The organism is Bradyrhizobium sp. LjRoot220 (assembly GCF_964252915.1).
Classification (GTDB): Bacteria; Pseudomonadota; Alphaproteobacteria; order Rhizobiales; family Xanthobacteraceae; genus Bradyrhizobium.
In genome coordinates this window covers 101,051-127,347 of record NZ_CAXUPS020000004.1, presented here as the reverse complement: position 1 = coordinate 127,347, position 26,297 = coordinate 101,051, and the positions used below count along the sequence as shown (strand labels likewise).

Genomic DNA, 26,297 nt, shown 5'->3' with positions numbered 1-26,297 from the left:
TGCGAGCCACCGGGTCGCGCGAATGCGCGCCCGATGACAGGCTCCGCGAAGCAATCCATCGCGCGGCATAGCGGACGGATGGATTGCTTCGTCGCAAGTGCTCCTCGCAATGACGGTGGGCGCTATTTGGGGAGGATGCGATGCGAAAGATCGTGCTGGCGGTGCTTGCGGTATTGGCGTTCGGCAGCGCCGCGTCGGCGCAGAATTTTCCCTCCCGTCCCATCACCATCATCGTGCCGTTCTCGGCCGGCGGTCCCTCCGACGTGATGGCGCGAATCCTGGCCGAGCGTATGAAGGCGACGCTGGGCGAGGTCGTCCAGATCGAGAATGTAACCGGCGCCGCCGGTTCGATCGGCGTTGGCCGCGCGGTACGATCAGCCCCTGACGGCTACACCATCAGCTTCGGCCATCTCGGCACCCACGTCGCCAACGGCGCGATCTACAACAAGCTCGGCTACGACCTCGTGACCGATCTCGAACCGGTAGTGCTGCTGCCGAGCAACACGATGATCATCGTCAGCAAGAACGCGGTCCCAGCGAAATCGCTGGCAGAATTGCTGGCGTGGCTGAAGGCGCGCCCCGAGCCGGCGGCGGTCGGCACTGCCGGCGCCGGATCAGGCAGTCACATCGCCGGGCTCTATTTCGAGAATATCACCGGCATCAAGCTGCAGTATGTGCCGTATCGCGGCACCGGCCCGGCGATGAACGATCTCGTCGCCGGACAGATCGACATGATCGTCGATCAGCTTTCCAATTCCATCAACCAGGTGCGCGCCGGAAACATCCGCGGCTATGCCGTCACCGATACCAAGCGCTCGGAATCCGCCTCCGACATCCCGACCGCGGAGGAGGCCGGCCTGAGCGGATTTCACATGACGCTGTGGTCGGGCTTGTGGGTGCCGAAGGGCACGCCCAGGGAAATCGTCACCAAGCTGAACGCCGCCGCCGTCGAGGCGCTGAACGATCCTGCGGTGCGCAAGCAGCTGGAAAACCTCGGCTTGCAAATGACCCCAAAGGACAAGCAGACGCCCGAAGCGCTCGGCGCCTGGCAGAAGGCCGAGATTGCAAAGTGGTGGCCGATGATCAAGGCCGCGAATGTGAAGGTGGATTGAGCACCGCGGTCGTCCCGGCCTTGAGCTCAGATGCGCAATTGCGCATCCGGGGACCCATACGCCGCGGCCGTTGTGACTGTAGCAGGTGTCGGCCACCTTGCTTTAGCCGATAGCACAACGCGGTATGGGTCCCGGCTCAAGGACGGGACGACAGCGAGAGTTTATTGCGCCGGTATCGCAGCCGCGCTCACGGAGCCACCGGCGCCGCATTCGTCTCCTGCGTCACGACGCGCTCGCCGGTCTTTGCCGCCACCGCCGTGCTGCTGTTGCTGTCCTCGAACCGCACGCGGTAGACCGCCAGATTCTCGGTCACGCGCTGGACATAGTTTCGTGTCTCGGAGAACGGGATGCGCTCGACCCAGTCGACCGGATCGATTTTTGGGTCGCGCGGATCGCCATACGCCTTGATCCAGTCGCGGACCCGGCCGCGGCCGGCGTTGTAGCCGGCGAAGGTCATGATGTGCGAGCCCTTGTATTCACTCAGGAGCGCGCTGAGTTCACCGGCGCCCATTTGCGTGTTGTAGACGGGATCGGAGACCATCCGGTTCCAGTCGTATTTGACGCCGAAGCGCTTGGCGGTATCGCGTCCGGCCTCCGGCGTGATCTGCATCAGGCCGACGGCGTTGGCATGCGACTTGTCGCGCTGGTCGAACGCGCTCTCGGTACGCGCCACCGAATAGATCATGCTGTGCTCGATCTCGGGCGCGATCTGCTTGTGCGGCGGAATTCCGATGGTCGGGAACGCGTAATGGTCGAGCGCCAGCCCGCGGCCGAGCGAGGGTTTTCCGATCTGCAGCATGGCGCGGGCATGGTTGCGGCGGCCGGTGAGTTCGCCGAGCGCTTCGAGCAGGGCCACGTCGGAGCTTTGTTCGCCGAGATCCGTGACGAAATACAGCACGACGTCGCGTTCGCCGATTTCGTAGAGCATGTCGGCCGCGCGCACGCGTTCGTCCGTGGTCGAAGCGCCGGCAGCCGCGAGCGTCGGCGAGGGCGGACGCAATTCGATTCCGTCGCGGCCGAGTTTGGCGTGCGCGAGCTGGCCGTAATAGGCCGTCGGGTAGCGTGCCGCCGCTTCATAGCTCGCGCGCATCATGGCGTTGTCGCCAAGGACTTCGGCGGCGCGCCCGCGCCAGTAATGCGCGCGCGACAGCACGGTTGGGTTCGTCTGGCCCTCGTCGATGCGGGCGAAATGCTCGCGCGCGCTGATGGGTTCATCGAGATAGCGCAAGGCGATCCAGCCGCACATGAAATGGTAGTCGGACCGGTAATATTCGTTGGCGGGCGCGGCCGCGGGCTGGATGACCTGGTAGGCGGTCAGGAATTTGCCTTCATCGAGCAGCTTGCGGGCGAGCGTGCGCCGCTCGCGCCACCATTGATCGGTGTCCTGCAGCGCCATGGTCTCCGGCGCAGCCGCCAGCATCAGGCGCGCGGCGTCGTCGATCCGTTTCTCGGCAAGCATCCACTGGATCCGGCACAGCGTGTAGCCGAGATCGGCGCGCGCCTCGGCCGGGACGTCGTCGAGCGCGTCCTTGGCGTTGTCCGATTTGCCCCGGACCGCGGCACAGGCCTTCACGATCGCAAGGGCGTCGTCGCCGAGATGTTTTGCAGCCCGCTTTGCGCCCGCGAGGTCCTTGGCGCCGATGCGCTTGCCCATCCGCGCGCGGTGATCGTCGCGGCTGAGGAGATCGCGGAAGGCTTCCAGCACGTCGGCCTCGACGCGGTCAGACAATTCGTCCGACCGCCAGGCGTCGCGCACCAGCCGAGCCGCACCGTCGCGATCGCCTTCGCCGAGCTTGACGCGCGCGAGCGCCAACTTGCCCCTGGCACTGACCGGCGCCTCACCGGTGAAGCCGCGAACCTTGGCGGCATCGCCGCGCTCCTGCCACAGCCGCGCTTCCGCCCGTCGGCGCAGCTGCGCCGCGCTGGGCCATTCCGGGTTGGCGGCGATGAAGGCTGCGTAGCGGTTGAAATTCGCCGTGGTCTCGGGGTGGCGCAGGATGAACCATTCGACGAGTTTCTGCGCCGCCGGGTCCGCGATCCTGTCTCGCACGGCGGTCGCTTCCTCGGTCTTCGCCTTGCGCGCGAGACCAATCGCTTCCTTCACCAGTGCAAGATCGCCTGTCAGCTTTGGTGTGGCCTCTTCGGCGACGGGCGCATCCTGCGCCCGCTTTGACTTCTTCTTCGCGTCGGCATGCCTGGTGTGCCGACGCTTTTCGGCTGCAGCGTCGCGATGGGGCCGAGCCTCCTTCCTCGCACCCTGCGGCTTCTTCGCTTCGTGCGTTTTTTTCGACGGAGGCTGTTTGGGATTGGTCCGCGCGGTTGCCCCGGGCGCGAACAGGACCAGCGCGGTTGCGGCAAGAAGACAGGACAGCGAACGCAAGCAACGGTTCATTCCATGGTGCTCCCCACGAGTCACAAACCAAGAAATCGCGCACCTGCGTGCGGTCCGAGCGGTCTCAGAGCTAGCATGAGATCGATTAATCAATTGTCGCCCAGACGCAACAGCGGGCGAGAAAACTGCGAGGTGTATGGAACCAAAGTCGAGGGGAATCAAAGTCGAGGGGAACCAAAGTCGATGGAACCGCGTGTGGACGGCGCACCGAAAATGCGTGCTCAGGAGCGGGCCATAATAGTGGTCCTTACAGCAGCATCAAGCCTGCAAGGCCAAGCGATACGAGCAACAGGGCGACGCCCGATGCAATCAGCGCGAGATAGAAATTGGCCATCCCGGCAAAACGCCAGGGCCGGTTGGTTCGTTCACAGGCTGGCCTATTTTGGCGTCTGCAGCTCGTGAGAAGAAGCCCATTCGTCAGCCTGGGGCGGGGCCTTCAGGTCGTCGGGCCGCTTCAAGGCCGCAAGGCGGAAGAGGCCAACAACCACGATTGCCGGGAGGACGACGGCTGCGGCAGAGAGTGCCAATAACGAAGTCCACATGACAGCACCAGACTTGCTGCCCCATGAACAGATAAACCGGAGGGGAGCGGGACGGGTTCCTAGAGCCAAGACAAGCCGCCGTGAAGTCGCTGTGATGAGACCGATTGGAACCAACCCTTCCAGGGGAACTTTGTCTAGTCCATCGGATGATTACCGCTGATTGCGTCCGATGCGGAATGGCGGCCCCAGCCACGGCACCTCCCGCTGGGGCCGTTTCTTTGGCGAGCCAGTTTCGAGGCGGCTATTTCCAAGACTTCTATTTCCAAGACTTCGGCATAACGTCCTTTGCGCTAATCATCATCACTTCCGCTCCGCTTTCATTTGTGATGATGACGGCATCCAGGGCGTTGGGCGTGGCCGACCGGATATTGTCAGCCAATATCTCACGCGCGGATAGCAGCGCCGCCGAGCGAGCCTGTTCCAGGCTCGGGTAATCCTGGCCCTCATCGTCTTTGGCGACCAGGTCGCCGCTTCGATAGTTGATGAAAAACCGTGGCATCCTCGTGCTCCGTTTGAGGACGCAACGGGAACTGCCATGGAACGTTCCTTCTGCTTTGAAGCGGCAGTGAGCTTCACCTTGATCGCCTTATCGATCGCGGCCTTGGCGACGCAAATAGCGATCGCGCGATTGATTGCCGTCCCGGACTTCGGCCGCTTGCCGGGCATATAGATGGTCCACTTCCATCCGGTGGGGCTGGCCGTCTGGACCACACTGTACGGGATACCGTTGTGTTCCATGGAGGAATATCGTCGCAGCGGTTCCTTCGTTCTGGGCGACTTCCAGATTCTGATCGAACCGCCTCTGACAGAACGTCGCGCTTCCACCAAAAGACGCCTCCACCGAAAGAAACTGTCGTTGCCGGCCGGAACGAAAAACACTTAAGTCGGTTACCCGACTTACGGGTAAATTCAGATGAGCAAGCAAAGCGAGCATCTCAGAGACCAGGCCCGGCGGGCAGAGCGCCTCTCGCTGACGATCAGCGACCTCGAGGCCTCCGTGAAACTGAAGGACTTGTCCCAGCAGTACGACGCCGACGCCGAGAGGCTGGAGAAGGCCGACGGCCCGGTGTCCGGCACGACGCGTGGCGGCCTTCAAAGATGATGCAGACATCCTGGTTCAGGTTGGTCCCCCATGTACCCTTGGCGGTTTGGCGAATTCGACAATGTGATGGACGACGCGCTCAATATCGCGATGGACTACCTCATTCGTACGAACCAGGCCGTCAAATTCCGGGAGGCGCAGACGCTGGCCGCAAACGCCATCGCGGAGGCCTGGCGCGCCGGAGAGCGGAGTCGAATGCGCCTTACCAACGTGGCGATCAGGGCGGTCGAACTAAAGCGCGACGATTTGACAGGCGATTAACGAGCGCTATCGCACGAGTTACTCGACGCCGTCCTGAATTCCAATTCGCGCAACGGCGCAACCTTGCAGGACGGTCTCTCAGAAACCAGAGGCCCTCAACGGTCTGTGCGCGTGTTCTCGAAGCCCTTGCTCTGGCGAGACCGAGCCTCACAATTTGTGAATCGAAAGTCGTGTGCCGGACAGACGCTGATCGGGACCGATTATAGCCTTCGATCTCGCAGATTGTTCTGCGACATTTAACGCCGGCTGCTGAAGCGCGGCCGCCGGGCATGGGAGAAGGCCATGTTGGATCTCAACCGGGAGATCGAGCTGCTGGAACGTTGCGCATCGGAGTGCGCGTTGATTGGCGATCTGGCGACCGATCAGCGAGCCCGCCGGGAAAATGAGAGGCTCGCATCGCAGTACCAGCAACTGGCGAAGGATCTGAGAACATACCGTAGTATCCTGACTGGGTAGCGTACGTCGCAACGCAGTTTTTCGGGCATTTGGCGTTTAGGGAATTCATGCTGTCATGAACAGGCCGGTGTTTTGTTGCGTAGCAAGGCCGTGGCCTTTGTTGAACTTTCGATAAGGCCCTGTGCTCGTGATTGCCCGTCGCCGGCTTGTGGCGGCACCGGCTCGTGACAGCTTTCGCGCCGGCGGATTTGTTGGTTGGGAGCAAGCCAGACGATGGACGGATATTACGCTTACATCATCGACGCCGACGGGCATGTGATCAATCGCGTTGATCTCGCCTTCGAACACGAAGAAGACGCCGCCGAGCGCGCCCAGGGCCTGGTCGACGGGCATGACGTCGAGCTGTGGCAGCGCGATCGCAAGATCGCGACCTTCAGCCACGACCATAAGCCCGAATAGGAACCTTTCCGGTGCGTCGAGGTTGATGTGCCGTGCCGGGTTGCCCCGGCACGTTCTCCGGAGACAGCGGCCTCAGCCTCAGCCAGCCCCGAGCTGAGGCCGTTTTTCGGGTCGGTGACGGACGGAGCCGAAAGCTCAGGGACGCTGCGCTGCGAAGGGGCAGTTATCGTCCGGCGCCCTTACGTTTTGCAGCCGCATTGGGGTCTTCTCGTGGACGTTGTAAATTGACACAATAGAACTGACGCAGGGAAGGATGCTGGCCCCGGCAACGTGCGACAAACAGCACCCGACGGGCAAGTCAGTTCTGGTTTTCGGAAGTCATGTCAAGCCCCAAAATAAAAAATATTTCGCTTTTATCGAAGGCCAAATCAGGGGTACATATTGGCCATCCCGTCCCACTCAGAGGGCGTCGGCCGTCGTCACGGACGTTGGACGGGTTGCGGTGGACGCTGATGTTGCGGTTGACGATCGTGACAAAAGCGTACGGCGAAGACGTGTGGTCCTGACGCCGCGGTGCTGGCGTCAATGCACCTGGAGGCAACTGCTTCTCAGGGCGCAACGGAGGCAAAAGAGCCGTTCTCCGGGGAGAGCTCGTTATAAGCCGTAAAGCCATTGCGCAGGGAAGGCCGGGTGTTCTCCGCTGGACCTGTATGCTCGTGTGCGCATTCTTATGCACAATTGCACACGGGACCGCGGGTGCAGCGCGCACCCGGTCTTCCCTGCGCCCTCTATATCGAGGGCAAGGAGATTTCTGGCAAAGCTCGGGCGCAATGCGCCGCGAGAATGCGAACACATATTCAGCTGTCGTCACCCGCCACCGGGTCGGCCGAATGGCCGCCCGATGACAGGCTCCGACGGGTGATCCAGTATCCCAGAGGCGGCAGTGATAGAACCGACAGGCCGCGGCGTACTGGATCCCCGCCTGCGCGGGGATGACAGTTGTGTTTGGAGCGGCAGCCCTATGGATTGCTTCGCGGAGCCTGTCATCGGGCGGCGCTTCGCGCCGACCCGTTGGCTCGCAATGATGGTCGCCCGCAGGGTCTGGAATTCCAGCCGCGAACTCGCATATAGGGCTCCCCGACGTCGTCGAAGGACAGCGCATGAGTTTGCAGACAGACTTCGTCAGCCAGGACTACTTTCGCAACCCGGCCGCCGCGATCGATAATCTGCGCCGCATGGGTCCGGTTGTGGAAGTGCGGTTTCCGATCATCGGCAAGGTCTGGGCCACGACCACGCAAGCGCTCGCCGATCAGGTGTTGAAGGATACCGACACCTTTACGATCCGCCGCGACGACGGCAACGTCGCGGGGCTGCAATGGTGGATGCCGGGCATCGTGCGCACGCTCGCCAACAGCATGCTGTCGATGGACGAGCCCGATCACAAAAGGCTGCGCGACATCGTCGATGAAGCGTTCCGCCGCCGTGCCGTGCTCGATATGGAGCCGCACATCCAGGCGATCGGCGACGGGCTCGCAGATGAATTGTTCGCCGAAGGCAGTCCAGCCGATCTCGTCGAGCGTTTCGCGCGCAAGCTGCCGCTGTCGGTGATTTGCGAACTGCTCGGGCTGCCGCTGGCCGATCGCGCCAAGTTCACCACCTGGGCCAGCGGCTTCACCCGCTTCACCGGCGCGCTCGGCTTCCTCAGCATGATGCCGAAGATTTTTGCGATGCGGCGCTACGTCGCGCAGCATCTCGAAACCGTTCGTCGGCAAGGCGGGCAGGGATTGATCGCCGAGATCGTGCGCGTCGAACAGGACGGCGGGAAGATCAGCCGCGACGAGATCGTGTCGATGGTGTTCCTGTTGCTGTTTGCCGGACATGAGACCACCACGCATCTGATCAGCGGATCGGCGTTCGAGCTCCTGAAGAACCGAGAACTGCGCGACTGGCTGGCCGAGGATTCGAACCGGCTTGATCTGGCGGTCGAGGAGTTTCTGCGCTTCGTCACGCCGGTGCAGTTCACCAAACCGCGCTATGTGCGCCGGGATGTCGACCTCGGCGGCGTCCGTGTGAGGAAGGGCGACAGGATCATGGCGATGCTCGCGGCTGCCAACATGGACCCGCAAGCCAATCCGCATCCGGAGCAACTCGACCTGCAGCGCAAGCCCAACCGCCACATCGCGTTCGGCACCGGGATCCATTTTTGCCTCGGCCACCAGCTGGCGCGGATCGAAGGCCGGTGCGCCCTGAAATCCCTGTTGCGGCGCTGGCCCGATCTGGCGCTGGCGGTCGATCCATCCGAAATCAAGTGGCGAAAACGGCCCGGGCTGCGCGCGATCGACCGGCTGCCGGTTGTGGCGCGGGAAACACGCGACCCGGGTGCTGCAGTGCAAGGGTAGCGCGCACTTAGTTCCACATCCTGTGCGAGTTGTGCCGTCAATCGTTGCCTCCGTGCCACGATTGTTGCGATACCGCAACAGTTCCTGAAGATTTAACCCTCAAAGCAGCCGGTTGTTGCTGGCGCCGCTTTTTAGCCACACCCCTGCATGAAATCATGTCTTCATAGGCTGATGGCCACAGTGCTCGCGAGTCGAGGCGGCTGGGAAAACAGGTTCGCGATGGACGCCGTGACCAACATCAAGGACAGGAGCCGTCACGTGACGGAGGGGCGCACGTGCGCGTCCCATGCCGCTGTCGCCACGGCCTCCGCTGTCGCCAAGGTCTCCGCCGACGCGAGCAATGCTGCACCGCACCTGCCGGTGATCACCAACCCGTGCAGCGCCCAGTTCGATTTGATCGACGATACGGAAATCTTCGCTGCGAAAATCTTCAAGAAAATCTTCAAAAAGACTCCGTGTGCCGCTGGTTTGAAGCCGGGCGGCCGTTATGTTGCCAAAGACATACACGAAATTAGCGGCATATCGCTTCTGATGAATACGCTGCTCGACAATGGCCACCTGCGCGGAGATTGCATTACCGCCAAGGGCCGGACGATCGCCGAAAACCTCAAGAGCGTAAGGCCGAATGCCGCCTCGGACGGTGTTGTCGGCCCGAAGGGTAATGTTGCGCCGGAAGGTGCGGTCGTGAAGGTCGCGGGCATGTCGAAGCTGAAATTATCCGGTTCTGCCCACCGCTTCGGTCCCGAAGAGAACGCCCTCGGCGGTCCTAACGTAAAGTTGACCGGCGCCGACGCCCCCCAACATGAGACCAAATGGCACCCCCGCGCGACTAACCACACGCTGGGTGCGCTGTGGAATGATGCCCAACAGGTTGGGCCGGCGACGGATGGCGCTGTTCCCCATCCTGGTGGTGCGCACGAGAAACAGTGTTATGCGGGTATCTAGGCGTATCATTTTCGCGTTTCTGTTAGGGGCCGCGCCGGTGGCGGGCCCCGGATTCGCGTTTGATGGTGCGCCGGTAAATCCCAAGGATGCCGCGCTGCCGATGGCCTCCCAGCCCGCCGCCCAGGCGCTGAATGCCCAGGCGTTGGGCGTCCCGGGCCTGAAAAAGGCCGCTCCGCCGACAACCGCGGCCGCCGCTGCCGCAGGCACCGCGCCGTCGCTGACCTCGCTGCAATACGCCGCTGAAGGTGGTCATCCCGTGGCGCAGTGGAAACTGGGCCGGATGTATGCCAACGGCGATGGTGTCGCCCAGGACGATCTGCGGGCTTTCGAATATTTCAGCCGCATTGCCAACCAGCATGCCGAGGACTCGCCGTCGGCGCCGCAGGCGGCGATCGTCGCCAACGCGTTCGTGGCGCTGGGGCGGTATTACCTCAACGGCATTCCCAATTCGAAGATCAAGGTCGACCGGGAACGGGCGCGGGAAATGTTCTCCTATGCCGCGTCCTATTTCGGCAATGCCGACGCCCAGTACGATCTGGCGCGCCTCTATTTGAAGACCCCTGACGCCTCGCGGGAAGATTTCCGCTATGGCGCCCGCTGGCTCGGTCTGGCCGCCCAGAAGGGCCAGCATCAGGCGCAGGCGCTGCTCGGCCAGATGCTGTTCAATGGCGACCGGCTGCCGCCGCAACGCGCGCGGGGGCTGATGTGGCTGACCCTGGCCAGCGAGAGCGCATTGCCGGAAGAGGTCTGGATCAAGGAAAGCTACAGCCGGGCGATGGCGAAAGCCTCCGGCGACGACCGCGCCATGGCGCTGCAGATGCTCGAGCACTGGGTGCAGGGCCGCCGGGACTGATTCCCGCCGCCGTCCTGTAGCCAGCCTGCCTTGTAGCCAGCCTGCCTTGTAGCCAGCCTGCCTTGTAGCCAGCCCGCTTGGGCGGCGCGCCGATTCTCTCACGCGGCTTCGAAATCGAGATCGGCCCAGACCGGGACATGGTCGGACGGCTTCTCCCAGGCGCGCACGTAGCTATCGACGCCGATATTGGTCAACCGGTCGCTGGCGTGCGGCGACAGCAGCAAATGGTCGATCCGCAGGCCCCAGTTCTTCTGCCAGGCCCCGGCCTGATAGTCCCAGAAAGTGTACTGGCCCGGCGCGTCGTTCACGGCGCGCAGCGCATCCGTCAGTCCAAGCCCGAGCAGCGATTGAAAGGATTCGCGGGTGGCCGGGCGGAACAGCGCGTCATTGGCCCAGGCGGCGGGATTGTAGACATCCGCCGCTGCCGGGATGACGTTGAAATCGCCCGCCAGGATCAGCGGTTCCTCCGCTTTAAGTCGCTCCCTGGAGTACTCAAGAAGCCGCGACATCCATTTGAGTTTGTAGGGATATTTATCTGAATCCGCAGGATTTCCATTGGGCAGATAGAGGCAGGCGATGCGCAGCACGCCCGTTTTCAGGGGGATCACGCCTTCGAGAAACCGGGCATGGGCGTCCTCGTCGTCGCCGGCGAGGCCCGATTTGGTTTCCTCAAACGGCAGTTTCGACAACAGCGCGACGCCGTTGAAGGTCTTCTGGCCATGCGTGACGACGTTGTAGCCGAGCGCCTCGATCTCAAGCCGCGGAAAGGCTTCGTCGATGCATTTGATTTCCTGCAGGCAGACGACATCGGGCGCACAGTCCTTCAGCCAGGTCAGGAGATGGTCGATCCGCTGCCGGACCGAATTGACGTTCCACGTCGCGATACGCATTGCAAAAGTCCGGATTGAAACCACACAATTTCACGGCAGTGGCATACCATGTGCAGCTAGCCTGTGGTAACTATCTAGAAATAAGGCGTAAAAGTCGCCGTCAAGGGTCCGGGAGCAGCTGTCCCGCCCTTTGCGGACCGACGGACCTGAAAAATTATGAAAAAGCGTAACTGGATACTTTTTGCCGGCATTATCGGCATCGCGGCCGTCGCCGCCTACACAACCCGCTCGTCGTGGATGGGCAGCAACGCCAGCGCACAGGGGCCGCAGCGCCCGCGCATGGTCTCGGTCGAACTGGCGAAGGCGGAGCGCAAGTCCGTGCCCGTCGATGTCGACGCCAACGGAACGGTCACGCCGATCTCCAGTGTCGCGCTGAAGTCGCGGGTGGAGACCACCATCCTCTCCGTCCATTTCGAGGACGGCGCCAAGGTCAATGCGGGCGACTTGCTGTTCACCCTGGATGCGCGTCAGATCGACGCCCAGATCGAACAGGCCGAGGGGGTGCTGGCGAGGGATCGCGCCCAGCTCGAAGGTGCGCTGCGCGATGTCCGGCGCTACAGCGAGCTGATCGGCAAGGGCGCGACCACGCAGGTCAATCTCGACAACGCCAAGACGGCGGCGGATATCCTGGCCGGAACCATCAAGTCCGACCAGGCGTCGCTGGACAATCTGAAGGTCCAGAAAAGCTACACCATGATCCGCGCGCCGTTTTCGGGCCGGATCAGCGTGGCCAATGTGAAGGCCGGAAATTTCGTGCGCCCGGCCGATCTGGCGCCGCTCGCGGTCATCAACCAGATGGCGCCGGTCTACGTGACGTTCGCGGTTCCCCAGCGCGTGCTGGTGGACCTGCGGGAGTCGATGGCAAAAGGGGTCTCCGGCGTTACCGCGACCATCCCGGGGCATCAGCGTTCCGAGACCGGCAGGGTCGCGATGGTCGAAAACACCGTCGACGCCACCACCGGCATGGTCACGGTGCGCGGCATCATGAACAACGAGAACGAGACATTGTGGCCCGGGACCCTGGTCACAACCAAACTCACGATCCGCAGCGAAGATGCGATCGTGGTGCCGACGGTTGCCGTGCAGCGCAGCCAGAGCGGCAATTTCGTCTTCGTCGTCAAGGACGGCGTAGCCAAGGTCCAACCGGTGACGGTCGATCGCACCTCGCAGGGCATCTCAGTGATTTCGGAAGGGCTCGCCGGCGGCGAGAGCGTGGTGGTCGACGGACAATTGCTGCTGTCGGACGGAACGCGGGTCGAGCCGCGGGCAAAGAAGGCGGGGGCGTAGCCGATGACGCTCTCGGAGCTCTGCATCCGCCGGCCGGTGATGACGACGCTGATCACGGCGTCGATCATCGCCTTCGGCATTTTCGGCTTCCGCCTGTTGCCGGTCTCGGCGCTGCCGCGGGTCGATTTCCCGACCATCGCCGTGACCGCGACTTTGCCGGGCGCGAGCGCGGATACCATGGCCGCCTCGGTGGCCGGCGTCATCGAGCGCCAGCTCTCGACCATCGCCGGCATCTCCTCGATGTCGTCGAATTCCTCGCAGGGCACCAGCCAGATCACGATCCAGTTCGATCTCAACCGCAATATCGATTCCGCTGCGCTCGACGTGCAGACGGCGCTGACGATCGCGCAACGCCGGTTGCCGATCGAGATGCGAATTCCGCCGAGTTTCCGGAAAGTGAACCCGGCCGATTTTGCCATCCTGTTCGTGGTGCTGGGTTCGTCCACGCTGCCGTTGTCGGCGGTCAACGAATATGGCGAAATCACCATCGGCCAGACCCTGTCCCAGATACCGGGCGTCGCGCAGGTTAGCGTCTACGGCGCGCAGAAGTTCGCCGTTCGCGTCCAGGCCGATCCGGAAGCCGCCGCGGCGCGCGGATTGTCGCTCGAAGACATTCGCGCCGCGGTGTCGGCCGCCAACTCGTCGACCCCAGTCGGCACGCTTAACGGACCGAAACAGGACGTGGCGCTGCAGGCCTCCGGCCAGATGGACAAGGCGGCTGACTACAGCAAGATCGTGGTGGCGTGGCGCAACGGTTCGCCGGTCAAGCTCGATGAAGTCGCAAAGATCTATGACAGCGTCGAGAACGAGCGGATCGCAAGCTGGCTGAACGACGACCGCTCGATCGTGCTCGGCATCCAGAAGCAGCCGGACGCCAACACGGTGGCGGTGGTCGACGGCATTCTGGCCAAATTGCCGGTGTTGCGGGCGCAGATCCCGCCATCGGTGTCGATCAACGTGCTGATGGATCGCTCGGTATCCATTCGTCAGGCGGTGGCTGACGTCGAGGAGACGCTGCTGATCGCGATCGGGCTCGTCATCCTCGTCATCTTCCTGTTCCTGCGCTCGGCGTCCGCGACCTTCATTCCGGCGCTGGCGGTTCCGATCTCGCTGTTCGGCACCTGCGCGGTGATGTACGCGCTGGACTATTCGATCAACAACATGACGCTGCTGGCGCTGACGCTTTCGGTCGGCTTCGTGGTCGACGACGCCATCGTCATGCTGGAAAATATCGTCCGCCACATCGAGCGCGGGATGCGGCCGTTTGAGGCCGCGCTGAAAGGCGCGCGCGAGATCGGCTTCACGATCATCTCGATCACGTTCTCGCTGATCGCCGTCTTCATTCCGGTGCTGCTGATGGGCGGCATCGTCGGCCGCGTGTTCCGTGAGTTCGCGGTGACGGTATCGGTCGCGATCATCGTGTCGGGATTCGTCTCGCTGACCCTGACGCCGATGCTGTGCGCGCGCGTGCTGCGGGCGCATGACCCGAACAAGAAGCCGAATGCCGTGCTTCGCGTTTTCGAGGCGATGTTCGAATCCTGGCTGCGTGCCTATGAATGGACGCTTGATTGGGTGCTGGCGCGCAAGGCCTTCATGCTGGCCGTGACGCTGGCAACGCTCGCAGGCACCGTCTATCTCTACATGATCGTGCCGAAGGGCTTTTTTCCGCAGGAGGACACCGGCTTCCTGATTGGCGTCACCGAGGCTGCCACCGACACGTCCTTTGATGCGATGAAGGAGCGGCAACAGGCGCTGGTCGCGGTGCTGAGAGCGGATCCTGCGATCGAATACATCAACTCCACCGTCGGCGCCGGCGGACCGAACGCGACGGCGAACTACGGGCGGCTGTTCATCGCGCTGAGGCCGAAGAAGGAACGCGACAACCTCACTGCGATTATCGCGCGGCTCCGGACCAGCGCACGCCAGGTTCCGGGCATGCAGGCGTTCTTCCAGCCGATCCAGAACCTCAATATCGGCGGTCGGATTTCCAAGAGCCAATACCAGTATGTGATGCAGAGCGGCGACACCGACTCGCTGTACCGGCTGGCGCCCGAGATGCGCGACAAGATCGAGAAGGTGCCGGGCCTGCTCGACGTCACCACCGATCTCTACATCAAGAACCCGCAGATGACGGTCGATATCGACCGCGAGAAGGCCGCCGTCTACGGCGTCACCGTCGACCAGGTTCGCAACCAGCTCTACAATGCCTACGGCTCGCGCCAGGTCGGCACCATATACATGCCGTCGAACGACTACCAGATCATCCTGGAAGTGCAGCCGCAGTTCCGGGTCGATCCGTCCGATCTGTCCAGGCTCTACATGAAGACCCAGAACAACCAGACCATTCCGCTGTCGGCGGTGGCGAAGCTGGTTCCGACGGTGGGGCCGCTGCAAATCAACCATCAGGCGCAGCAACCGGCGGTGACAATCTCGTTCAACCTCGCGCCCGGCCATTCGCTGGGCTATGCGGTCGACCAGATCACGACGCTCGAGCAGAGCTCCAACCTGCCGGCGACCATTGCCACCGGCTTCTCCGGCACGGCGCAGGTGTTCCAGGATTCGCTGCGCGGGCAGGGCGTGCTGATCCTCGCGGCCGTGTTCGCGGCGTTCGTCATCCTCGGCATTCTCTACGAGAGCTTCATCCACCCGATCACCATCATCTCCGGCCTGCCATCGGCCGGCATCGGCGCGATCCTGACCCTGATGCTGTTCGGGATGGAGATGTCCGTGATCGCGATGATCGGCATCGTGATGCTGGTCGGCATCGTCAAGAAGAACGCCATCATGATGGTCGACTTCGCACTGGAGCGGCGCAGCGTCGGCCTCAGCGCCGAGCATGCGATCCGGGAAGCCGCGCTGCTGCGTTTCCGCCCCATCATGATGACGACGTTCGCCGCGATCTTCGGCACGCTGCCGATCGCGCTCGGCGCCGGCGCCGGCGCCGAACTGCGCCAGCCGCTTGGCGTCGCCGTGGTCGGCGGCCTGTGCCTGTCGCAACTGCTGACGCTGTACATCACGCCGGTGATCTACATCTATCTCGACCGTCTCGACCGCCGCCTGAAGCGCCGGCTCGAGCCGCAGCTCGAAGAGACCGCCGAGGGCGAGCGGCCGCGCGTGGTCGCGGCTGAATGATGATCCTGGAGTGCGTCATGCGGACTGCCTTGCGATGCATCGTCATCCTGATCGCACTTGCGTGGACGGCCGGGACCAGGGCCGTTGCGGCCGAGCCGATCGAAATCTTCGACGCGCACCTGCACTACAATTGGGAACCGAAGCCATATTACCAGCTCGACGAGGTGCTCGCGCTGTTCAAAAAGCATCGCGTCACCGGCATCCTCGCGACCAGCCGCCCGAACAGCGGAACGCATGCGCTGGTGGATGCGAAGGCCGATGGCCTGCAGGTCGTGCCCTTCATCCGGCCCTATCGCGTCCGCTCCGATATCCAGAGCTGGTTCGGCGATCCCGTGATCTTCGATCTCGTGCAGGACGAATTCAAGCGCGGCTATTACCGCGGCATCGGCGAATTCCATCTGTCGGGCAAGTCGGCGGAAAACGAGTGGGTAAAGAAGACCGTCGATTTTGCCGTCGCCAACGACCTCTATCTGCACGCCCATGCCGATGACGAGGCAGTCGAGATCCTGATGCGGCATAATCCGAAAGCCCGGATCATCTGGGCACATACCGGCTTTGGCCTCTCGACCGATCGGGTCACGGCGATGCTGTCGAAATATCCAAAGCTCTGGGGAGAGTTGTCGTACCGCAGCGGCATCACCGACGGCGCTGGCAAGCTGACGCCTGAGTGGCGAACGCTGTTCGAGCGCTATCCCGATCGCTTCCTGATCGGTTCGGACACCTGGGTGCCGGAGCGCTGGGCCAGCTATGGTGAGATCATGGCCGGCTATCGCGCCTGGCTGGCGCAGCTATCACCAAAGATCGCAGCCCAGATCGCCAACGGCAATGCGAAGGCGCTGTTCGCCCTGGCGCCGTGATATCGCTCAGATCGAAAAACTGGTGCCGCAGCCGCAGGAGGCGGTGGCGTTCGGATTGACTACCCGGAACGAGGCGCCGATCAGATCGTCGACAAAGTCGACCTCGGAGCCCGCCAGGAACGGCACCGAGGCCGGATCGACCAGCACCACCGCGCCCTCGCGCGCAATCACCAGATCGTCCTCGGCCCGGGCATGCTCGACGTCGAATTTGTACTGGAAGCCGGAGCAGCCGCCACCTTCCACGGAGATGCGCAGCATGGCGCCATCGCCCTCGGTCTTGAGGATTTGCCCGATGCGGCGCGCGGCCCGCTCGCTGACGGTGATGTCTGTGGTCATGCGTGGTCTCCGGTCGAAGGCGTCATACCCAATTCATTTGGTATCCCGCGCTCCCCATAGTTAAGTATGTAATCTCGCAGAATCAAATGGATAAGGACTAAAAAAACGTGTCGGTCGGAATGGCTGCCCCCCGCGCGCCCTATGCCTGCGATCCCGATCGCAGCCGCGGCCGGCTGTTTGCGGAGCCGCCGAGCAAGACCCGCAGCTCGTTCCGGCGCGACTGCGACCGGGTGATCCATTCCACCGCCTTCCGCCGCCTGAAGCATAAAACTCAAGTCTTCGTGTTCCATGAGGGCGATCACTACCGCACAAGGCTGACCCATTCGCTGGAGGTAGCCCAGATCGCCCGCGCGCTGGCCCGCCAGCTCGGGCTCGACGAGGACCTCACCGAGACGCTGGCGCTGGCCCACGACCTCGGCCATCCCCCGTTCGGCCACGCCGGGGAGCGGGCGCTGGACAAATGCCTACGGGCTCATGGCGGGTTCGATCACAACGCCCAGACGCTCCGCGTCGTGACCTCGCTGGAGCACCGCTATCCCGAGTTCGACGGGCTCAATCTGAGCTGGGAATCGCTCGAAGGCGTCGTCAAGCACAACGGCCCGCTGACGACGCGGAGCGGGGACCCGGCCGGACGCTACAGCGACAGCGTGATTCCGGTCGGGATCGCCGATTTCAACCGGAAGTATGATCTGGAGCTATGGAGCTACGCCTCGCTCGAGGCGCAGGCCGCGGCCTTCGCCGACGACATCGCCTATGACGCCCACGATATCGATGACGGCCTTCGCGCCGGGCTGTTCGGCGTTGACGACCTCAAGGTGATGCCGCTCGCGGCAGGGATCATCGCCGACATCGGCAAGCACTATCCTGAACTCGATGACGTCAGGCGCGGGGCGGAACTGGTGCGCGAGCTGATTTCCTACATGATCTCGGCGGTGGTCGCCGAGGCCGGCAGGCGGCTGGAGGCGGCCAAGCCGCAATCGGCCCATGATGTGCGCCACCACACCCAGCCGCTGATCGCATTTCCGCCCGTCGTGGCGGCGGAAGAGGCCGAGATCAAGGCGTTCCTCAAACAGCGGATGTACCGCCACAAGCGGGTGATGCGCGTGATGGGCGAGGCGGAGCAGATCGTGTTCGACCTGTTCGCGCGCTACCAGCAATCACCGGGCGATCTGCCGGCCGAATGGGTCGAGGAGACCGCGCGCGAGACCGAAGCGGGGCGCGCCCGCCGGATCGGCAATTTCATCGCCGGGATGACCGACCGTTTCGCCCTGACCGAGCACCAGAGGCTTTTTGACTTGACCCCGGATTTGCGTTAGGCGGCGGCCCAGGACTTTAAAAAATGGCCGAAAAACCCACGTCTCCGCACCTTTTTGCCGATCTGCTCGCGCGCGTGCACAGGATTTGTGCCGTCCTTGCGGCCGAGGAAAACTGGCCCGCCGGCATCGATTTCTCCCGCGTCGTGGTCGAGCCGCCGCGCGATGCGACCCATGGCGACATGGCGACCAATGCCGCGATGGTGCTCGCCAAGGACGCCAAGGCCAAGCCGCGCGATCTCGCCGACAAGTTCGCCGAAAAACTGCGTGCGGACGATCTGATCGCCTCCGTCGAAGTCGCCGGGCCCGGCTTCATCAATCTCACCTTGAAGCCGCTGGTGTGGGCCGACGCGCTGCGCACGGTGCTGCGCGAGGGTGCTGCCTACGGTAAGAGTGAGATCGGCGGCGACGAAAAGGTCAATGTCGAATACGTCTCGGCCAATCCGACCGGGCCGATGCATGTCGGCCATTGCCGGGGTGCGGTGTTCGGCGACGCGCTGTGCAGCCTGCTGCAGTTCGCGGGCTATGATGTCACGCGCGAATATTACATCAACGACGCCGGCGCGCAGGTCGATGTGCTCGGCCGCTCGGCCTATCTGCGCTACCGCGAAGCGCTCGGCGAGGATATCGGCGCAATTCCGGAAGGGCTCTATCCCGGCGATTATCTCGTGCCGGTCGGGCAGGCGCTCGAAGCCGAGTATGGCGACAAGCTCAAGGCGATGCCGGAGAACGCCTGGCTGCCGATCGTTCGGCTCAGGGCCATCGACATGATGATGGAGATGATAAAGGGCGATCTCGCAGCGCTCCACATCAAGCACGACGTGTTTTTCTCGGAGCGCTCGCTGATCGAGACCGGCAACAACAAGGTCACCGAGACCATCGATTATCTGCGCGCCAAGGGCGATGTCTACGAAGGCCGCCTGGCGCCGCCCAAAGGCAAGGTGGTCGACGATTACGAGGACCGCGAGCAAACACTGTTTCGGGCCACCGCATTCGGCGACGATGTCGATCGTCCGCTGATCAAGTCCGACGGCGGCTACACGTACTTCGCCTCCGACATCGCCAACCACAAGAACAAGTTCGACCGCGGCTTTACCAATCTGATCGACGTCTTCGGCGCCGATCACGGCGGCTATATCAAGCGCATGCAGGCGGCGGTTAAGGCCGTGACCTCGGGCAGGGCGGCGCTCGACGTCAAGATCGTGCAATTGGTCAAGTTGCTGCGGGGCGGCGAGCCTGTGAAGATGTCAAAGCGCTCCGGCGAGTTCGTCACTCTGCGCGAAGTGGTCGACGAGGTCGGCTCGGACGCCGTGCGCTTCATGATGCTGTTCCGCAAGAACGACGCGGTGCTGGATTTCGACCTGGCCAAGGTGATCGAGCAGTCCAAGGACAACGCGGTGTTCTACGTCCAGTACGGCCACGCTCGCGGCCATTCGATCTTCAAGAACGCCCGCGAGATGCTTCCGGACCTGCCGGACAGCGATTCCGCCCGCGCGGCCTATCTCGGGGATGCCGGCGTCGAGCGGCTGACCGATCCTGCGGAACTCAGCCTTTTGAAGCAGCTCGCGCTCTATCCGCGGATGATCGAGGCGGCGGCGATCGCGCATGAGCCGCACCGAATCGCATTTTACCTGTATGATCTCGCTAGTGAATTTCACGCGTTGTGGACGAAAGGGCGGGATTTGCCCTATTTACGCTTCATTATCAATAATGATGCAGAGATCACGAGGGCGCGATTGGCAATGGTCCAGGGCGTCGTCTCGGTTCTGGCATCGGGCTTAGCCGTTCTCGGCGTCCACGCTCCGACCGAGATGCGGTAGGATGGGGCGAAGGCCCTCACAATGGGGATTGTGAGGTATCTGGCAGGGGCCAATTCGGATTTCATGGCTGGTTGAGGTCATGGCGGGTTGGCGCTGTCCCGAAGGGGATGCATCTTCACGATGGCTGATCGATATCAGGAACGACCTTATGCTTCCGACGCCGACGATGATCGCGGCGCCAACCCGATTGCCCCGGCGAGGGGCGACAGCGATCCGCTCGCGGAGCTGGCGCGGCTGATTGGGCAGAGCGATCCGTTTGGCAGCGCCGCCAAGACTCCGCACCCCCTGCAGTCGAGGGCTAACATGCGCCCGCAAAACGACACCGTGGATGAGGAAGAGGTCAGCGCGCCTGCAGGCCCGCCGCCATGGATGCAGCGCGCCAGGCACGAAGCGCCACCGCAACAGCAATACGAAGAGCCGGAGCCGGACTACCAGCCGAGCCCCGTGCATCCCCTGCACCGCTATGCGGCTCAGCAGCCGGCGGCGCACGAGCAGGATTATCACGAGCCGGCGCAGCACCACGCGGACGAGCAGCCCGTCGATCCCTCGCGGTATGACGACGCGCTGTATGGCCAGCTCGAATCCGGTCAGCAGGAATATGCCCGTGATCCGGCCTTTCCGGATGATCCCTACGCCTACCAGAGCGATTATGAGGAAGAACCCGAGCCGCCGCCGCGCAAGCGCAGCAACGGCTTGATAACGGTCGCCGCGGTGCTGGCGCTGGCCGTGGTCGGGACGGGGGCTGCCTTCGCCTATCGTACCTATGTTGGTTCGCCCCGCAGCGGCGAGCCGCCGATCATCAAGGCCGACAACAGCCCGACCAAGGTCATGGCCGCCCCAAGCGATGGCGCGACCGCCAAGACACCGGATCGCATGGTGCCCGGCGATGGCGGCGAGAAGATCGTTTCGCGCGAAGAGACGCCGGTCGACGTCAATTCCAAGTCCGGTCCGCGCGTGGTGTTTCCGCCGCTGAACCCGAACGGCAGCCCGCCATCGGTCGCAAGCGTCTCTCCGGCCGCACCGCCGCCGGCCGCCGCTGCGAATGGCAGCCTGCCGAACAACGAACCGCGCAAGATCAAGACCCTTGCCGTCAAGGGCGACGCTGCCGAGAACGGCGGGGCTCCAGCAGGGGTGGCCGCGCCAGCCGCAAAACCGGCTCCTGCCGCCCGTGCGGCCGCACCGGCGCCAGCCCCGGCAGCGGCGCCGCGCAACCCGTCGTCCGCCAACGCCAGCGCCAATGGGCCTCTCGCGCTGACGCCGCAGGGCGGCGCTGCGCCCGATTCGGCGCCGACCCGTGTCGCCGCGACCAATCCAGCGCAGACCGCGCCGTCCACGGGCGTCGGATACCTTGTTCAGGTCTCCTCGCAGAAGAACGAGGCCGACGCGCAGGCCTCCTACCGGATGCTGCAGGGCAAGTACCCGTCCGTGCTGGGGTCGCGTACGGCTTCGATCAAGCGGGCGGATCTCGGCGAAAAGGGCGTCGTTTACCGCTCAATGGTCGGCCCCTTTGGCTCCCAGGAGGAGGCGGCGCAGTTCTGCGGCAACCTGAAAACCGCCGGCGGACAGTGCGTCATCCTCAGGAATTAACGGCCGTTTCCTTGACCCGGGTGCTGTGAGGGGCCTAATCGGCCCCATGAGCAGCCGCGCATTCATCACGGGCGTTTCGGGACTGGAACTCAGCGCTGACGAGCGCGCGTTCATTCGCGCCGAGCGGCCATGGGGCTTTATCCTTTTCAAACGCAACATTGAGACCCCGGCGCAAGTCGCTTCACTGGTTGCTGAATTACGCGATTTGATCGGCAGCGCCGATGCGCCCGTCCTGATCGATCAGGAAGGCGGGCGGGTGCAGCGACTGGGGCCGCCGCATTGGCCGGTGTATCCGCCCGGCGCCGTCTTTGGAGCATTGTACGATATCGATCCCCAATTGGGCTTCAAAGCGGCCCGTTTGAGCTCACGGCTGATCGCAGCTGACCTGATCGAGCTTGGAATCACGGTGGATTGCCTGCCGCTGGCGGACGTGCCGATTGCCGGCGCGGACGCGGTCATCGGTAACCGCGCCTATGGAACCGACCCGGGCAAGGTCGCGGCGATCGCCCGCGCGGTCACCGAGGGGCTGGAGCAGGGTGGTGTATTACCCGTCCTGAAACACATCCCCGGCCATGGAAGAGCCACAGCGGACAGCCATTTTCGGCTTCCGACGGTTGATACGGCGCGGGACGAACTCGATCGGACTGATTTTGCCGCCTTCCAACCGCTGGCGGACTTGCCGATGGCGATGACCGCACATGTTGTGTTTAGCGCGCTAGACCCCGCCCATCCGGCGACGACTTCTGCGACAATCATCCGGCAAGTGATTCGCGGCGTAATCGGGTTCCAGGGTTTGTTGATGAGTGATGACGTGTCCATGAATGCGTTGGCGGGTTCGATCGCCGAGCGGACCCGAGCCATCGTCAACGCCGGCTGCGACATGGTTTTGCATTGCAACGGCAAGCTCGACGAGATGCGCGACGTCGTATCCGAGACGCCGGAACTGACGGGCGAGGCCCTCAATCGCGCCAACCGGGCGCTGGCCTCGCGAAAGCCGCCTGAGCCGCTCGACCGGCAGGCGGCGCGGGCCGAACTGGACGCGTTGATGGATCAGGTAGGAACGGCATGACCGCGGAGATTCTATCGTTTGAAACCGGGCGGCCCGCTGAAGTCACCGACAGCGAGCCCTCGCTGGTCGTCGACGTCGAGGGCTATGAGGGTCCGCTTGACCTGTTGCTGACGCTGGCGCGGCAGCAGAAGGTCGATCTCGCCAAGATTTCGATCCTGGCGCTGGCCGACCAGTATCTCGTCTTCATCGAGGCGGCGCGAAAGATCCGCCTCGAACTGGCGGCCGACTATCTGGTGATGGCGGCCTGGCTGGCGTTCCTGAAATCGCGGCTGCTGCTGCCCGAGCCTGCGACACCGGACGGTCCGAGCGCCGAGGAGATGGCGACCGCGCTGGCCAATCGGCTGCGCCGGCTGGAGGCGATCCGCGAGGCGGCCAACCGGCTGATGAACCGGCCACAGTTCCAGCGCGATATTTTCCCGCGCGGCAATCCGGAATCGATCGCGGAAATCCGTCACCCCAAATTCACCGCGACCCTGTTCGACCTGCTCACTGCGTATTCCGTGCAGCGCCAGCAGCGCGTGCTGGCAACGGTGCATCTGACCAAGCGCACGGTGTGGTCGCTTTCGGAAGCGCGCGCCTCGCTGGAGCGTCTCATCGGCATGGCGGAGGACTGGAGCTGCCTCGACGAATATCTCCTCAACTATGTCGTCGATCCCTCGCAGAAGGCGACCGTGTTTGCCTCGAGCTTTGCCGCAGCGCTTGAGCTGGTGCGGGAAGGCGAGATGGAACTGAACCAGAAAGAGGCGTTCGCGCCGCTGTATTTTCGTAAGCGTCAGCCGCAAGCGTCCGGAGCGATGTCCGCTTCGGATCTCTCGGTCGAGTAAGTGGAAGAAGGAGACCTAGCCATGGCGAGCCTCGCGGAAAAGCGCATGGAAGATGCCGAGGAACGATCCGTCCATCCCACGAACGAGCCCGAGGCGCGGCCGGAGGAATTGCGGCTGTTGGAAGCGCTGTTGTTTGCCTCCGCCGAGCCGATCGATCAGGCGGCGCTGGCCAAACGCATGCCCGACGGCGTCGACGTCAAGGTCGCTTTGGCGCAACTGCAGGCGGAATACGCCACGCGGGGCGTCAATCTGGTGCGGGTCGCGAACAAATGGACCTTCCGCACCGCCGGCGATTTGTCGTGGCTGATGACGCGGGAGAGCACCGAAACGCGGCGGCTGTCGCGCGCGGCCATCGAAGTGCTCGCGATCATCGCCTATCACCAGCCGGTGACCCGCGCCGAGATCGAGGAAATCCGCGGCGTGATCACGTCGAAGGGAACGCTGGACGTGCTGCTGGAGACCGGCTGGATTCGCCCCCGCGGCCGCCGCAAGACGCCGGGCCGGCCGCTCACCTTCGGCACCACCGAAGCGTTCCTGTCGCAGTTCAGCCTGGAAGCGCTCGGAGATCTGCCGGGCCTGGAAGAGCTGAAGAGCACCGGCCTGCTGGATTCGCGGTTGCCTTCCGGCTTCAGCGTTCCGACCCCGTCGGACGATGTGGCGCTGCGGGAGGATGAGGATCCGCTGGATGCCGGCGACACCCTGGAACTGCTGCTGGCGCCCGCGGCTGAGCCCGAGACGCCGAGCGAAAGCTAGCGCGTGGATGAAAATATCGAAAACAACCCCATGCAAAGATAGACTGGGCTGGTTCCAAAACCGCGCCGCTTGGTCCTCGAAACCGGATTAACGGTAGCAATAATACGTAGCCGCGACAGCGATTTGCCGCGGCTTAGGTCCTTGTTTTTGACACCTCCCGGGCCTACCTTCCGGCAAAGCTTGGGCCGGATGCCGGCCGTCTCTTTTGGAGGGTTGCAGGATGGGTTCGCTTAGCATTTGGCACTGGATCGTCGTGATCGCAGTGGTCCTGCTGTTGTTCGGCCGCGGCAAGATTTCGGACCTGATGGGCGATGTGGCGCAGGGCATCAAGTCCTTCAAGAAGGGCTTGCAGGACGACGACAAGGCGGCGGAAAAGCCCGCCGTCGAGCCGACCAAGACCATCGATCACAATGCGGCGCCGTCAGCGGCGCGCACCGACGTCGGCAGCAAGGCAGTCTAACGGTTGCTGACGTTTTGGTTGAAGGCGCCAGTCTGGCGCGGACCGGTGCCCATCGAAGCCATGGACGCCGGCTGAGAAAAGACGCGGGTCGCCCCAGATTTTGCTATTGAGCAATTCTTGCTAGTGAAGTTGGGCCGGGGCGGGGTCGCGTAAGCGGAAAGTTTCATGTTCGATATCGGGTGGAGTGAACTGATGGTCATCGCGGTTGTCGCGTTGATCGCCATCGGCCCGAAAGAGCTGCCCGGCGTGCTGCGCATGGTCGGGCAATGGATGGGCAAAGCCCGCAAGATGGCATCCGAATTCCAGGGCCAGTTCCAGGAAGCGATGCGCGAGGCCGAGATGGCCGACCTCAAGAAGAGCTTTGACGAGGTCAAGGACGTCGCAACCGGCATGTCTCCCACCAATCTGATGACCTCGCTGGAAAAGGACGTCGGCGACGCCCTGCAGATCGGGGACATCGACAAGCCCGTCAATTCGCAGGTTGAAACCTCGATCGGCGAGACGGTAACGCCCGAGATCGTCGCGCCGACGACCCCGGCCGCGCCGACGGCCGAGACTTTTGTCGAGGCCGAAACCCATGCAGCGACCTCCGAGCCGCTGGTGATTACGCGTGAGGTTCAGGCCGCCCAGCAGCAGGACGTTACGCCAGCGGCGCCCGACCTTCTCAAGGACGCCAAAGCGTCATGAGCGACGAAGACATCGAGGCCAGCAAAGCGCCGCTGATGGACCATCTGATCGAGCTGCGCTCGCGGCTGATCAAGGCTCTGCTCGCGTTCGGTATCGCCTTCATCTTCTGTTTCTTCTTCGCCAAGCAGATCTACAACGTTCTGGTCTGGCCGTTCGTCTGGGTCGCCGGGCCTGAGAACTCGAAATTCATCTACACGGCGCTGTTGGAATATTTCCTCACGCAGTTGAAGCTCGCGCTGTTCGGCGCCGGCTTCATCTCGTTCCCGATCATCGCGACGCAGATCTACAAATTCGTGGCGCCCGGGCTCTACAAGCACGAGCGCGGCGCGTTCCTGCCGTACCTGGTGGCGACGCCGTTCTTCTTCGTGCTCGGCTCGCTGCTGGTCTACTTCATCGTGCTGCCGATGCTGGTGCGCTTCTCGCTCGGCATGCAGCAGTCCGGCGGCGATGAGACCGCGCAGATCCAGCTGTTGCCTAAAGTGGGCGAATATCTGTCGCTGATGATGTCGCTGATCTTTGCCTTCGGCATCGCGTTCCAGCTGCCGGTGATCCTGACGCTGCTGGGGCGGATCGGCATCCTCACCGCAAAACAGCTGCGCGAAAAGCGGCGCTATTTCATCGTGGTCGCCTTCGTCATCGCCGCCGTCCTGACGCCCCCCGACGTGCTGAGCCAGGCCTCGCTCGCGCTACCCTTGATGGTGCTCTACGAAGGCTCGATTCTTGCGGTCGCCGTGGTGGAGAAGCGGGCCGCCGCAACCAAGGCCGCGACCGGTACCCCGCCCTCCGCAACCCCGCCGCCGCCCGAAGCCAATCCGGCCGAGTAGGGCTGCTTCGCTGTTCCAAAAGCCGGCTATTCGGGTTACTGGATGCGCGCCTTCACC

At 63.3% G+C, this 26,297-nt stretch carries 25 protein-coding genes; 21 read left to right on the top strand and 4 right to left on the bottom strand.

All coding sequences use genetic code 11. The features are described 5' to 3' along the window. The first annotated feature begins 140 nt into the window (after window positions 1–140). Window positions 141–1,112 carry a tripartite tricarboxylate transporter substrate binding protein BugD gene (locus ACSQ84_RS18975; protein WP_436213242.1) on the top strand — a complete coding sequence of 324 codons (972 nt, stop codon included), beginning with the start codon at window positions 141–143 and terminating at the stop codon, window positions 1,110–1,112. Between the two features lie 187 nt (window positions 1,113–1,299). Here ACSQ84_RS18975 and ACSQ84_RS18970 read toward each other — a convergent pair whose 3' ends face one another. Continuing rightward, complete coding sequence (locus ACSQ84_RS18970; protein WP_436213241.1) at window positions 1,300–3,504, bottom strand: lytic transglycosylase domain-containing protein; 2,205 nt, start codon at window positions 3,502–3,504, stop codon at window positions 1,300–1,302. Between the two features lie 798 nt (window positions 3,505–4,302). Continuing rightward, on the bottom strand, window positions 4,303–4,545 hold the full coding sequence (locus tag ACSQ84_RS18965) for a DUF6894 family protein (RefSeq protein ID WP_436213240.1): 243 nt from the start codon (window positions 4,543–4,545) through the stop codon (window positions 4,303–4,305). 36 nt (window positions 4,546–4,581) lie between these two features. Here ACSQ84_RS18965 and ACSQ84_RS18960 point away from each other — a divergent pair, with 36 nt between their 5' ends. From ACSQ84_RS18960 to ACSQ84_RS18925, 8 genes are all read left to right on the top strand, one after another. Then, complete coding sequence (locus tag ACSQ84_RS18960; protein WP_436213239.1) at window positions 4,582–4,716, top strand: hypothetical protein; 135 nt, start codon at window positions 4,582–4,584, stop codon at window positions 4,714–4,716. A gap of 243 nt (window positions 4,717–4,959) precedes the next feature. After that, window positions 4,960–5,148 carry a hypothetical protein gene (locus ACSQ84_RS18955; protein WP_436213238.1) on the top strand — a complete coding sequence of 63 codons (189 nt, stop codon included), beginning with the start codon at window positions 4,960–4,962 and terminating at the stop codon, window positions 5,146–5,148. 66 nt (window positions 5,149–5,214) lie between these two features. Beyond that, window positions 5,215–5,409 (top strand): hypothetical protein, encoded by a 195-nt coding sequence (locus tag ACSQ84_RS18950; RefSeq protein ID WP_436213237.1) that lies wholly within the window; start codon window positions 5,215–5,217, stop codon window positions 5,407–5,409. A gap of 282 nt (window positions 5,410–5,691) precedes the next feature. After that, a complete protein-coding gene (locus ACSQ84_RS18945) occupies window positions 5,692–5,865 on the top strand; it encodes a hypothetical protein (protein ID WP_436213236.1) in 174 nt (57 codons plus the stop codon). 213 nt (window positions 5,866–6,078) lie between these two features. Beyond that, window positions 6,079–6,264: a hypothetical protein gene (locus tag ACSQ84_RS18940; RefSeq protein ID WP_436213235.1), complete on the top strand. Its 186-nt coding sequence runs from the start codon at window positions 6,079–6,081 to the stop codon at window positions 6,262–6,264. Window positions 6,265–7,364: 1,100 nt separating this feature from the next. After that, window positions 7,365–8,603 carry a cytochrome P450 gene (locus tag ACSQ84_RS18935; protein ID WP_436213234.1) on the top strand — a complete coding sequence of 413 codons (1,239 nt, stop codon included), beginning with the start codon at window positions 7,365–7,367 and terminating at the stop codon, window positions 8,601–8,603. A gap of 219 nt (window positions 8,604–8,822) precedes the next feature. Beyond that, window positions 8,823–9,548: a dihydroxy-acid dehydratase domain-containing protein gene (locus ACSQ84_RS18930; RefSeq protein ID WP_436213233.1), complete on the top strand. Its 726-nt coding sequence runs from the start codon at window positions 8,823–8,825 to the stop codon at window positions 9,546–9,548. Beyond that, window positions 9,535–10,401 (top strand): tetratricopeptide repeat protein, encoded by an 867-nt coding sequence (locus tag ACSQ84_RS18925; RefSeq protein WP_436213232.1) that lies wholly within the window; start codon window positions 9,535–9,537, stop codon window positions 10,399–10,401. Before ACSQ84_RS18930 ends, ACSQ84_RS18925 begins: the two co-directional genes overlap by 14 nt. 98 nt (window positions 10,402–10,499) lie before the next feature. On the opposite strand, the gene xth is transcribed toward ACSQ84_RS18925, so the two are convergent. Next, entirely contained in the window at window positions 10,500–11,291 is a 792-nt protein-coding gene (gene xth, locus ACSQ84_RS18920) for an exodeoxyribonuclease III (protein ID WP_436213231.1), read from the bottom strand. A gap of 156 nt (window positions 11,292–11,447) precedes the next feature. On the opposite strand from xth, the gene ACSQ84_RS18915 reads away from it, so the two are divergent. The 3 genes from ACSQ84_RS18915 to ACSQ84_RS18905 are packed head-to-tail and all read left to right on the top strand — an operon-like array spanning window position 11,448 to window position 16,567. Next, entirely contained in the window at window positions 11,448–12,578 is a 1,131-nt protein-coding gene (locus ACSQ84_RS18915) for an efflux RND transporter periplasmic adaptor subunit (protein ID WP_436213230.1), read from the top strand. Between the two features lie 3 nt (window positions 12,579–12,581). Further along, window positions 12,582–15,710 (top strand): efflux RND transporter permease subunit, encoded by a 3,129-nt coding sequence (locus ACSQ84_RS18910; protein WP_436213229.1) that lies wholly within the window; start codon window positions 12,582–12,584, stop codon window positions 15,708–15,710. Window positions 15,711–15,727: 17 nt separating this feature from the next. Then, window positions 15,728–16,567 (top strand): amidohydrolase family protein, encoded by an 840-nt coding sequence (locus tag ACSQ84_RS18905; RefSeq protein WP_436213228.1) that lies wholly within the window; start codon window positions 15,728–15,730, stop codon window positions 16,565–16,567. A gap of 6 nt (window positions 16,568–16,573) precedes the next feature. Here the strand turns inward: ACSQ84_RS18905 and erpA are convergent, their stop codons facing one another. Further along, entirely contained in the window at window positions 16,574–16,903 is a 330-nt protein-coding gene (gene erpA, locus ACSQ84_RS18900) for an iron-sulfur cluster insertion protein ErpA (RefSeq protein WP_436213227.1), read from the bottom strand. A gap of 107 nt (window positions 16,904–17,010) precedes the next feature. Here erpA and ACSQ84_RS18895 point away from each other — a divergent pair, with 107 nt between their 5' ends. From ACSQ84_RS18895 to tatC, 9 genes are all read left to right on the top strand, one after another. Next, window positions 17,011–18,219, top strand: a complete 1,209-nt coding sequence (locus ACSQ84_RS18895; RefSeq protein ID WP_436213226.1) for a deoxyguanosinetriphosphate triphosphohydrolase — start codon at window positions 17,011–17,013, stop codon at window positions 18,217–18,219. A gap of 23 nt (window positions 18,220–18,242) precedes the next feature. Beyond that, window positions 18,243–20,036 (top strand): arginine--tRNA ligase, encoded by a 1,794-nt coding sequence (gene argS / locus ACSQ84_RS18890; RefSeq protein WP_436213225.1) that lies wholly within the window; start codon window positions 18,243–18,245, stop codon window positions 20,034–20,036. Between the two features lie 120 nt (window positions 20,037–20,156). Then, window positions 20,157–21,623: an SPOR domain-containing protein gene (locus tag ACSQ84_RS18885; protein ID WP_436213224.1), complete on the top strand. Its 1,467-nt coding sequence runs from the start codon at window positions 20,157–20,159 to the stop codon at window positions 21,621–21,623. A gap of 46 nt (window positions 21,624–21,669) precedes the next feature. Further along, window positions 21,670–22,692 carry a beta-N-acetylhexosaminidase gene (gene nagZ, locus ACSQ84_RS18880; protein ID WP_436213223.1) on the top strand — a complete coding sequence of 341 codons (1,023 nt, stop codon included), beginning with the start codon at window positions 21,670–21,672 and terminating at the stop codon, window positions 22,690–22,692. Continuing rightward, entirely contained in the window at window positions 22,689–23,516 is an 828-nt protein-coding gene (locus ACSQ84_RS18875) for a segregation and condensation protein A (RefSeq protein WP_436213222.1), read from the top strand. Before nagZ ends, ACSQ84_RS18875 begins: the two co-directional genes overlap by 4 nt. A gap of 21 nt (window positions 23,517–23,537) precedes the next feature. Beyond that, complete coding sequence (scpB, locus tag ACSQ84_RS18870) at window positions 23,538–24,269, top strand: SMC-Scp complex subunit ScpB (RefSeq protein ID WP_436213221.1); 732 nt, start codon at window positions 23,538–23,540, stop codon at window positions 24,267–24,269. 220 nt (window positions 24,270–24,489) lie between these two features. Next, a complete protein-coding gene (locus ACSQ84_RS18865; protein WP_436213220.1) occupies window positions 24,490–24,729 on the top strand; it encodes a twin-arginine translocase TatA/TatE family subunit in 240 nt (79 codons plus the stop codon). 165 nt (window positions 24,730–24,894) lie between these two features. After that, window positions 24,895–25,416 carry a Sec-independent protein translocase protein TatB gene (tatB, locus tag ACSQ84_RS18860; RefSeq protein ID WP_436213219.1) on the top strand — a complete coding sequence of 174 codons (522 nt, stop codon included), beginning with the start codon at window positions 24,895–24,897 and terminating at the stop codon, window positions 25,414–25,416. Continuing rightward, window positions 25,413–26,240, top strand: coding sequence for a twin-arginine translocase subunit TatC (gene tatC, locus ACSQ84_RS18855; protein WP_436213218.1), 828 nt, complete (start codon window positions 25,413–25,415; stop codon window positions 26,238–26,240). The genes tatB and tatC overlap by 4 nt, the downstream gene beginning before the upstream one ends. Window positions 26,241–26,297 lie beyond the last annotated feature (57 nt).